We start from the raw sequence: 10,968 nt of genomic DNA on the forward strand, positions 1-10,968 counted from the left end.
AAGATTACAAGCCCAAAATGTCTCTAATAAGCCTGATTAAAGACAAAAAGCAAAGATTACGAGCCAAAATGTCTCCAATAAGCAGTAATTAAAGACAAAAATCCAAGATTACAAGCTCAAAATGTCTCCAATAAGCCTGATTAAAGACAAAAATCAAAGATTACGAGTCTATAATGTCTCCAATCCCTCTGATTAAGAAACAAAAACCAAGGCGAACAGTGCCAATTACTGTCCGCCTTTAATTTTTTCGCATTGTTTCCTTAATAATCAGTGACAGTAAGATCTCTGTCTAAAAAGGTTTCAATTAATTCGCTAATTTGGTAAGCAACCTGTGGAGAATCGTAGTTTTCAAAGGCATGTTCACAGCTATTTTTGTAGCTCATGATCTCATCATAATGAGTCAAATGCCGCTCTATAACTTCATCATTATCTTGTCGGTCTTGCTGCCTTTGAATAACGGTGTCACGATTGGCATAAATAAAAATACGGACGACGCCATCACCATACATCGTTTTTAATTTTTCAGTACCCTCTGGATTTAAAGTCAAATAGACGTAATCATGGTTTTGAAAAGCTTCAACAATATCTTGCTCACGAATGCCATAATGAATCCCATCAATCTCGACACTTTCAAGAAATTCCTGTTGTGCTTGCATGTGCTTGAAGGTTTCTTCAGTAACGAAGTGGTAGTCTTCGCCAGTTTTTTCATAATGTCGGGGAGAACGGGTAGTGTAAGAGAGAACGGTTTCCATATCGAATGCGGTAGCAACCATTTTAGCAATCGTTTTTCTTCCAGAGCCATCGGGACCTGTGTAAACGAAGATTTTTTCTTTTCCTTTGATTTGATACATAGGGAAGCCTCCTTTTGTTTTTCTTATGCCCCTTTTTATCTGCGGAGACTTGAACTGGAAGTGAAGGGGGCTACTATCATTATAGCAAAACGGCATCCTAATAATCTATGACTAAAAAGAAACAGTCCCTGCATGGGACGTTGAGGGACTGTTTTATTCAAGTTATTTATTTGCTGCTCCATAGCTAATTAAATTTGTAAAAATACGGTAGCCGCCTGGAACTTGCCCTTGGATTTGACGATAGAAAACAAGGTTTGTATAAAGGTATGTCCCTTGGCCGTATTTTGCCATTAGGATCCCGCCATCGAATGGCGCTTCACCTGGGTCAGCCATGCTGACAAATGTTTCATAATGACTATCCCACTTCATAGGATAGTATAAACCTCTTTCTTGAATCCAATGATCCCAATCACTGTCGGTAATTTTATTTGGATAGTTGAAAAGAGGGGAGTTAGGCTGTAATACCGTCACTTTAGCATTTTCGTCAGTTACTCTCCACTTAATGGACACATCTCCAATCGTTAATGGATATGGAGCAGTCGTTTGGGCGTTCCATCCGTCACCTGGTTTATGATACTGAACAACTAAGTGCCCGCCATTATAAACATATTGCTTAAGACGTTCATTATTTGCGATTAGGTCCGCTCTTGAGAGGTAGGCACGAATCCCAATAACGATGCTATCGAATTTACTTAAATCGGCAGTTTTCAAATCGGACTCCGTTAGTTTTGTTACATTTAGCCCAGCGTTATTTAGATAATCTGCGACTTTATCAAATCCGCTTTCAACATATCCAATTTTTAAATTGTCATTCTTCAAAAGTTCAAAGGCCACACCGTTTACTTGAGCAGGATACTCATAATAGAAGGTTCCGATATGGTCATAGTTGATTGTTTGAACAGTGGAATTAAAGGTTTTGCCGTTAACTGCTGCTTCAGCGATAATTTTAAAGTCACCTGCTTTAATATTTTTTGGCGGTGTTAACGTAAAGTTGACATCTTTTTCATCTAAATGGCTGTTAAAAACAACTTCTGCTTTACTTGGAGAGACCTTCCATCCTTCCGGAACCTTTAAGGTTACAGATGATTGGGCAGCACCGTCACGGTAATTTTTAACCTTAACTGTAACAGGAATTTTCTCCTGCACATCAGCTGTATTTACGACAATGTCTTCAGGAGATAAGGTGAGACCAACATCCGGAAGAACTGCGATTGTACCGTTTAAATCTTTGATTTGGCTTGTTATTGAACCTGTGGTATCATAGTTGACTTTTACTTGAATGGCCGGTGTTTTGTAGGCATGGTAATACTCGGCATCTTCAGGAACCACTACCTGATAGGAAATTTTTCTAGATTCTCCTGGATCCAAGTTACTTGCGTTATTTTTTGAGGTAATGTTCCAGCCATCTGGAACTAATAAATCAGCGCTAACATTGTGTAGTTTTTGCTTACCGTTATTCTTTAGTGTTACGGTAACATTTGTTGTTTGTCCTTTTGTAAGGATATTGAATTCGGAAGAAGCGCTAACATTCAACTGTGATGCAGTAAAGCTGGCAGTTTGCAATTGCTCTTCTTTTAAGGAAAGCTTATGAAGTAAATCATTTTTTAACTCTGCTGAAAGGTTAGCTTGCTTTGTTTTGTTAAGTAAATTGCGTACTTCTTTTAAGGTATTCTGTGATTGCTCAAATACTTCCTCCTTGCTAGGATACGAAGAAACGATGGAGTCTAATTTGCTTTGGAGTTTCGTAAAGTGCACTTTTAGATCATTTTCAGTCTTCGGAAGTTCTTTTGCCCATTCGCTAAAATTATATGGAACCCCTGCAAAAAGGTCTGGTTGGTTTCCTACAGCAGTCTTGTGTAATTCAAGATCGACTTGTCTTGGTGCAGCAGGAATATCACTGCCCATCCCTTGGCTTTTATGCATATAACGAGATTTTTCTCCCAATTGAGGGTAGGTCATTTTGTAAATTGGGTCGTACATGCCGATCTCAATGGAGGTTGTTGCCGTTGCTTTAGATTCTGCTGGTAAATAGAGTTTCTTAACCTGCCAAACAGATAAGCCCTCTTTTAATTGCTCAGGATAGATAGTTGGATCTGCGGCATCTTTAAATGCACGTTCAGATAGAATTTCCATGGCACGATGATGTCCGTGTTGAGAAGGAACGTTTCTAAATGATGGCATGACAATATCAGGCTGGTAAGTACGAATAAACCGGATTAAACGCTCGTATGTTAAGTCTTCTCCCCATTTTGCTAATGTATCTTCAGGGCTTTTGGAAAAACCAAAATCATAAATGGCATCAGATGTTGTTTCGCTAAGATGATAGGCCTTGACCCCAGTAATCTTAGCAGCTTCAATCATTTCTCTTGAGCGGATGATACCTAAACCATTTCCTAGTTCGTCGCCAATTTCATTCTGACCGCCTTCACCACGGTTACCGATTAAACTTGAAGTTTTTACACCTAGGCCCCTGGATAAATAGGCTAGAAAATCACTTCTCTCGTCATCAGGATGTGCACCGGTATTAAGGAAAGTAACCGTCGTTTCGAGAGGTTTTACAGCATTCCAAAGATCTACATCTGGTTCCTGTGCTTTTGCAGCACTTCCGCCAAATGGCAGTAACGAAACTACTAAGAGAACAGCAAGTAATCCAAGAAAAAAATTTTTCACCTTTGTAACCCCTTTCATTTTTAAGTATAAAACCTAACCTTGTACCCTCCCTTTGCACTAGCAGTTAATATGTTAGTTAAACTACTTAACTAACTGTAGAAAACTTCCACACTTAATAATTAACACCTCGGAGGGGAAAAGTAAATACTCTCCATATTCAGAAAATTAAAACAGTTATTTGGTCCTATAGGCAGTGGAAGTATAGTTATATTAGACTATATGTAGGTGTTGTTATAATTATCAAATTTTTAAAAATAATTGTTGTAAACGGTTACTTTATGAGTTATATTTTAGTTAATTCTCAAAACTAACTAACTCAACAAAATGATTAAGGCCGTGATGCAATGGGTACCAATGAAAACAGAATGCAAATCAAGACACAAAACAAAAAGCGAATATTGCAGTGTATTTTGGAACATGCACCAATTTCAAGGGCAGAAATTGCTGGGAAAATGAAAATTAGTAAACCAACAGTCTCATTTTTGGTTGATGAACTGATCCAGGAAAAGTGGGTAATCGAGAAAGGAATTGGCGAATCCACCTCACAGGGAGGGAGAAGACCGATTCATCTTTATTTTAATGAAAAAGCAGCCTATATTATTGGCGCTGACATTGGCGGTACAAAAGTAAAAATAGTCATCAGTGACTTAAATGGAAATATTGTTGCTGCCAGCACTTTTCAAACAGAACACTATTTAAATACTGGTCTATTAAAAAAAATCGCGAAAGAAATTAGTGTGATGATTCAAAAGAATGATATTGACCAGCAAATGATTCTGGGAATGGGAGCAGGAGTACCAGGGATTACTGATACAACATGCGGCATCGTAACAGAAGCGCCCAGCTTAAATTGGGTACGTTATCCCTTCATAAAAGAAGCTGAACGATATTTGTCCTTTCCGATTTACGTGGATAATGATGTAAATGTAGCTGCACTTGGAGAACAATGGCTTGGAAATGCAAAACACAAGGAAAATGTGTTGTTCATCGCCATTGGCACCGGGATCGGAGGCGGTATCATTATTCATAATCAGCTATATCGAGGATCCATCAGTGCCGCAGGTGAAATGGGGTACATGGTAACGGATAAAAACGATATGAAAAATGAATTCAAGCCCATTTTTCATCGCTACGGTTATTTAGAAAGTGTGGCTGGAGGGAAGGCAATTGGTGACAAACTCACAAAATTAGTGCAGCAAAGTCCAGGCCATCCCTTATACGAGCAAGCAAAATCAGAAGAACTAACTGGTGAAATGGCGTTTACTCTTGCGAAAAAAGGAGACGAGATCGCCCTTAAGGTAGTCGATGAGGCGATTGAGCATATAGCCTATGGAATTATTAATGCAGCTAGTTTATTAAATCCGGAGGTTATAATTTTGGGAGGTGGTGTGTTTAAGTCATCTGAATTCATTTTACCTAAACTCCGTGAAATTGTTGATCACTATCTTCCTAGTTCAGTAGAATTGAAAATTTCACAATTAGGAGAAGACGCGGGTGTTTTGGGAGCGGTTTCATTATTTTTACGGGAACATGAAAGTATTATTAACTTTTCTTAATGAGGGGGATTTTTTGTGAAAAATAAGAAAAAGGTATCGATTATTACCGCTTTAACGTTATCGGCATCACTATTGCTTGCAGCTTGTGGCGGTGACACAGAGAAAACTTCTAACACACCTTCAAAGAAACCGGACGACAAAAAAGAAGCAAAACTAGAAGAGAAAATTGTCGTCTATTCACCACACGGTAAAGACATCCTATCTAAATTCGAACAACAATTTGAAGCAAAATACAATGTAGATGTTGAGTGGCTTGACATGGGTTCACAAGAGGTTCTTGACCGTATTCGCTCTGAAAAAAATAATCCGCAAGCGGATGTTTGGTGGGGAGCACCTTCCGTAAACTTTGACCAGGCGAAGGATGAGGAGCTGCTTGCACCATATAAACCATCTTATGCAGGAAGCCTTGATGACGGCTTCCACGACCCTGACTGGAATTGGTCCGGTACAAGTCAAACACCTGAAGTAATCATGTATAACAGTAAAGAGGTTAAAAAGGAAGATGCCCCTAAGGATTGGGATGAATTATTGGATGCGAAGTGGAAGGATAAAATTATTATTCGTTACCCACTTGCATCAGGAACGATGAGAACCATTTTTTCTGCTATGATTTACCGTGATTTCAAAGATTCAAATGATCCGGCAAAAGGATATGAATGGTTGAAAAAGCTGGATGCAAATACAAAGGAATATTCTGCTAACCCTGAGATGATGTACAACAAAGTGGCCAAGGGTGAAGGTGTTATCTCTGTCTGGGCAATGCCTGATGTTGTAATGTTGAAGGAAAACAAAAACTATCCATTTGAATTTATTGTTCCAAAAAGCGGAACACCTGTCTTGACTGAAGGTATCGCAGTTGTGAAGGGTGCACAGCATCCTAAGGCTGCTGAGGCATTCTATGAATTTGTTAATACACCTGAAGCTGCTAAATTATTGGCAGAAGAATTCTACCGAATCCCGACTAGAACAGACGTGAAAGACCTTCCAAAATGGATTACTGATACTGAAATAAAAAAGATGGATATCGACTGGAAAGTCTTCCAAAAAGAAAGTGACGGCTGGATGAAGTATTGGGATGAAAACATCAAGAGTGGTGCAAAAGAAATTAAACAATAGGAAGTGTTAGGTAATGGCGTCAATAAAGATAGAGCATGTCCAAAAAGCGTTTGGAAAAGTAATCGCAGTCGATCATCTAGACCTTGAAATAAAGGATGGGGAATTCTTTACCTTTCTTGGACCGAGCGGTTGTGGAAAAACCACTACACTGAGGATGATTGCTGGCTTTTATTATCCGACAAAAGGGATTATTCGTTTTGGCGATAAAGATATGACGCGTGTACCTCCTGAAAAAAGAAATACGGGCATGGTTTTTCAAAACTATGCCCTTTTTCCTCATATGACGGTTTTTGAAAATGTGGCTTTTGGTTTAAGAGTAAGAAAAATTGCTGCAAATGAACTGAAAACACGGGTACAAGACGTACTGCGTAAAGTAAGGCTCGAGAAATATTCAGAACGTCAAGTGAGTCAGTTAAGTGGAGGACAACAGCAGCGCGTCGCCTTAGCAAGGGCATTAGTCATTGAACCTGAAATTCTTCTCCTTGATGAGCCGCTGAGCAATTTGGATGCCAAGCTCCGGGATGAGATGCGGAGCGAAATATTAAGGCTGCAAAAGGAATACAAGATTACGACCATTTATGTAACCCATGACCAGGCTGAAGCTTTATCTATGAGTGACCGAATTGCTGTTTTTAACTTTGGGGTATGCCACCAAGTGGGAACACCTTCCGAAATTTATAATCAGCCGGCGAATGATTTTGTTGCTAGTTTTATAGGTGAAATAAATCTTTTCCCAGGTAAAGTTGATAGGGTTGAAAAAGACCATGTTTTTGTATCTGCCCAAGTTGGCTCTAAGTCGAAAGAAGTGGCAGTACATAATCATCCATATAATTATAATCCAGATACAAAAAGTGAGCTTTCCTTATCTATTCGACCAGAGGCTATTAAAATTTTTGAAAAGCAGACAGACGGAACAAACATACTTAAAGGGAAAATTGAGGAAGTTGAATTTTTTGGTTCAGTCATCAATCTTAGTGTGAATGTGGAAGGGCTGCTTCTTCAAGTGAATCTATTAAACAATAGGCCTAATCATCTAAAGTCCGGAGCAGATGTTTGGGTACAGCTGCCGGAAGACCAAATCCGTATAATACCGGTCGCAAGTGGTGACGGCTCATGATAAAAAATCGCGATACTAGGTTTACTATACTGCTGCTGATTCCGGTTCTGTTAGTGTTGATTGCCTATGTTCTGTATCCTTCATTAAGGACTTTTTTCGAAAGTTTACAAACAGAACGCGGCATATCGCTCGCAAACTATCAGGATTTCTTTAGTCAGGAATCTAAAACCAATCTCGAGGCCTTGTGGAATTCGGTTTATATTTCACTATTAAGTGTACTGGTTAGTGCGCTCATTGGCATTCCTCTCGCGTTTATTTTCAATCGTTATGATTTTCCCGGCAGAAGTTTTTTTTCCTCAGCCGCTATCATGCCGATCGTTCTCCCATCATTGGTAGGTGTAATGGCATTTATGTTTTTATATGGGGAAACAGGCTTAATCCCTAATGCAATAAAGGATTTATTTGGACTGGAAAAAGTACCATTTAAAATTGGCGGGGTTTCGGGGATTTTAATTGTCCATGCTTATACTATGTATGTGTATTTCTATATGACAGTATCGTCGGCGATTAACAAAATTGACCCGAGTCTAGAGGAAGCTGCCTTCAATTTGGGTGCTAGTCGATTCAAGGTATTTTGGAAGGTAACGTTTCCTTTATTAACCCCTGCGATTGTTGCAGCATCACTGCTTGTTTTTATGATTTCAATGGCATCTTTTAGTGCTCCTTTCTTATTGGCAGGCGGGTACCGTGTACTAAGTCTGCAAATCTATTTTTCAAAAATAAATGGAGATATGGAGGTTGCTGCTACTCAATCTGTCATCCTGTCAATTGTTTCGATTGCCTTCTTATTATTTATGCGCTGGTATCAAAACAGAAAGGATTACAGAATGGCAACCAAAGGGATTGGTGCCCATCGCAGTGAGGTGAAAAATCCAGTTATGAAATGGATTATGGTTTTGATCGGTATTGTAGGTGTCATTATCCTGCTGCTGCCGCACTTCACCATCCTGCTCCTTTCGTTAGTACCAGACGGGACATGGACATGGCAAACCTATCCTTCTGTATTTAACTTTGAAAACTATCGATTATTGCTACAGGATCCAAATATCTTTAAGCCTTTAAAGAATAGTTTAATACTAGCGTTCATCGCAACAGCTGGAAACTTAGTGTTTGGTGTTGTAACGTCTTATCTTCTTGTAAAACGGAAATTTATCGGTAAGAATTTTGTGGATATTTTAGTTATGATTCCATGGGCTCTACCTGCTACCGTTATCGGGATGAATTTGATCTTTGCATTTAATGAGCCTAATATATTTTCTTTCGGAAACATTTTGGTTGGTACGTTTTGGATCTTGCCGCTCGCCTATTTTGTTCGTCACATACCTTTAGTTGTAAGGTCAACCAATGCTGTTCTTGAACAATTAGACGATTCCATTGAGGAAGCATCTAGAAATCTCGGGGCTCGCTGGTTTTATACCTTTAGGAGGGTCATCCTTCCGATTATTATGCCGGGTGTCTTATCAGGAACATTACTAGCATTCGTAGAGTCTGTCGGTGAATTTCCAACATCCGTATTATTGTATACAATATCCAATCGACCGATATCAATTGAAATCATGAACCAACTTAGAATGTTTAATATGGGCCAGGCTGCAGCATACGGAATGATTCAAATTGCCTTAATTGCTGTTGTTCTGTTTATTTCGAATAAGTTTTTCGGAGTAAAAGCCGAACAATCATTGTCATAAATGAAACTTCAATTAGTGGGGGTTCTTTCCATCCCTCACTGAGTGATAGTAAATCAATCGGGCATTTACGGCAGTTACCCCAATAAGTTTCCTTGAAATTTTTAAAGTTGGGGTCTTACTGCCCGTTAATGCGGGATGAAATCGGAGATGAAAAGATGAGTAAGCTAGAGGAATTTATCAAAAATGAAGGAACTGCTTTTCCAGGAAAAACCTATGTGGAAGAGCTGTTAATGCCTGTATTTAATGATCAGCGGGATTTCTTATTCCATGTCATGTTTGATATTCACCGTGCCCATGTGATCATGCTCGAAGAACAAAACATCATTAAAGCAGATGAAGCAAGAGAGATGTTAAAGGGCATTAATAAAGTAGCGAAGACGGACATCAGTCAAATATCGTATCAACCACAGTTTGAAGACTTGTTTTTCATGATGGAGGCAAAAATCGGCGAAGAAATCGGTACAGAATTAGCAGGAAAAATTCATATTGGCCGTAGCCGGAACGATATGGGTGTGGCCATGTACCGTTTAGTATTAAGGGAGCATCTATTACAGTTATTACAGAATTCTTATCGGTTAAGCGATGCTTTATTGGTCCAGGCAGAACAACATACAGAAACCTATATAACCGGCTATACGCATACCCAGCCAGCCCAGCCTACTACGCTAGGACACTATTTATTGGCTATTTATGATGTATTACAACGGGACATTAAACGTTTGTGGTCAGCCTATGAAACAGTCAATCAATCCTCACTGGGTGCTGCTGCGTTGACCACAACGGGTTTTCCAATCTGCCGAACACGCACCTGTGAGCTTTTAGGCTTTGATAAAATCATTGAAAACTCCTATGACTCAATAGGGGGAGCCGATTACTTGCTTGAAACGTCATCTGCTTTGATGACCTGTATGGTGAACACAGGAAGATGGATTCAGGATTTCTTGCAGCATGTGACAAGGGAATTTGGTTCCTTCTATGTGGCTGATCCATATGTGCAGGTCAGCAGCATCATGCCGCAGAAGCGAAATCCGGTTTCGATTGAACATTCGCGCTCGATTGCAAGCAGTGCCTATGGTGATGCACTGGCAGCCATGAACATGATTCATAATACTCCTTTTGGAGATATTGTTGATACAGAGGATGATTTACAGCCCCACTTATATCGAGCATTTACGAATGCCAATCGCGTAATGAAATTAATGTATGCCGTAATTACCACCCTAAAGGTAAACGACGAGCATACTAAAAAAATGGCGAATAAATCAAGCGTGACGATTACCGAATTAGCAGACACACTAGCGAGGGACTATGGCATTTCTTTTAGAAAAGCACATTCCATCGCAAGCTTCATTTCTAAAAAAACAATCAGTGCCCAAAAGGAATTATATGAGTGGAATATTGACGAGATTAACCAAATGATTAGCGGGTTCGTCGATGTGGCACTGACAGAGCAGGAGTGGAAAAAAATCATTTCACCAGAATACTTCGTAGAAATTAGAAGCATCCAAGGCGGACCTAGTCCAAAAGAAGTCGTGAGAATGATCGGGGAAAGAAAGCAAAAGCAAGGGATTCAGATGAAGGATTATGAAACCCTCGTGGAAAAAATAAATAATCAACGGAACAAATTAGTTGAGTATTCTATTTGATTATTCCGTAGATGTTCTAACAGTAATGGGTACAAAAATGAAAATTGCACAATAAAATATAAGTCAAGCTTTGTTACAGCAGGCACCGCATTTAGCGGTGCTTTTTGTTATTTATAAATAAAATGCACGGTTACGATGAACTGAGCCTTCTACGTAGGGGTTCTCCAGGATTTTAAGCTAAAACATCGATGTAGAAGTGTTCTACGTAGGTGTTTTCGTGGATTTTAAGTTAAAACATCGATGTAGAAGTGTTCTACGAGGGATTGCCCAGTATTTTAAGCTAAAACATCGAAGTAGAAGTGTTCTACGTAGGTGTTCTCTAGG

At 39.3% G+C, this 10,968-nt stretch carries 7 protein-coding genes; 5 read left to right on the forward strand and 2 right to left on the reverse strand.

Annotation, left to right across the window (positions count from 1 at the left end; translation table 11 throughout):
* Positions 1 to 260: 260 nt before the first annotated feature.
* Positions 261 to 851 carry a guanylate kinase gene (locus V7150_RS03135; protein WP_335513499.1) on the reverse strand — a complete coding sequence of 197 codons (591 nt, stop codon included), beginning with the start codon at positions 849 to 851 and terminating at the stop codon, positions 261 to 263.
* Positions 852 to 1,013: 162 nt separating this feature from the next.
* A complete protein-coding gene (locus V7150_RS03140; RefSeq protein ID WP_335513501.1) occupies positions 1,014 to 3,521 on the reverse strand; it encodes an NEW3 domain-containing protein in 2,508 nt (835 codons plus the stop codon).
* 365 nt (positions 3,522 to 3,886) lie between these two features.
* Here V7150_RS03140 and V7150_RS03145 point away from each other — a divergent pair, with 365 nt between their 5' ends.
* The 5 genes from V7150_RS03145 to argH all read left to right on the forward strand — a co-directional run bounded on the left by V7150_RS03145 (position 3,887) and on the right by argH (position 10,644).
* On the forward strand, positions 3,887 to 5,077 hold the full coding sequence (locus V7150_RS03145) for an ROK family transcriptional regulator (protein WP_335513503.1): 1,191 nt from the start codon (positions 3,887 to 3,889) through the stop codon (positions 5,075 to 5,077).
* A 15-nt stretch (positions 5,078 to 5,092) separates the two neighbouring features.
* Positions 5,093 to 6,193 carry an extracellular solute-binding protein gene (locus V7150_RS03150; protein WP_335513505.1) on the forward strand — a complete coding sequence of 367 codons (1,101 nt, stop codon included), beginning with the start codon at positions 5,093 to 5,095 and terminating at the stop codon, positions 6,191 to 6,193.
* Positions 6,194 to 6,206: 13 nt separating this feature from the next.
* Positions 6,207 to 7,310 carry an ABC transporter ATP-binding protein gene (locus V7150_RS03155; RefSeq protein WP_335513507.1) on the forward strand — a complete coding sequence of 368 codons (1,104 nt, stop codon included), beginning with the start codon at positions 6,207 to 6,209 and terminating at the stop codon, positions 7,308 to 7,310.
* The gene (locus tag V7150_RS03160) at positions 7,307 to 8,998 is read left to right on the forward strand and encodes an ABC transporter permease (protein ID WP_335513509.1); all 1,692 of its coding nucleotides are present in this window, start codon (positions 7,307 to 7,309) and stop codon (positions 8,996 to 8,998) included. Before V7150_RS03155 ends, V7150_RS03160 begins: the two co-directional genes overlap by 4 nt.
* A 155-nt stretch (positions 8,999 to 9,153) precedes the next feature.
* Positions 9,154 to 10,644 (forward strand): argininosuccinate lyase, encoded by a 1,491-nt coding sequence (gene argH / locus V7150_RS03165; RefSeq protein WP_335513510.1) that lies wholly within the window; start codon positions 9,154 to 9,156, stop codon positions 10,642 to 10,644.
* Positions 10,645 to 10,968 lie beyond the last annotated feature (324 nt).

The sequence above is a fragment of the Neobacillus drentensis genome, from assembly GCF_036965245.1.
In the GTDB taxonomy this organism is placed as follows: domain Bacteria; phylum Bacillota; class Bacilli; order Bacillales; family Cytobacillaceae; genus Neobacillus; species Neobacillus drentensis_G.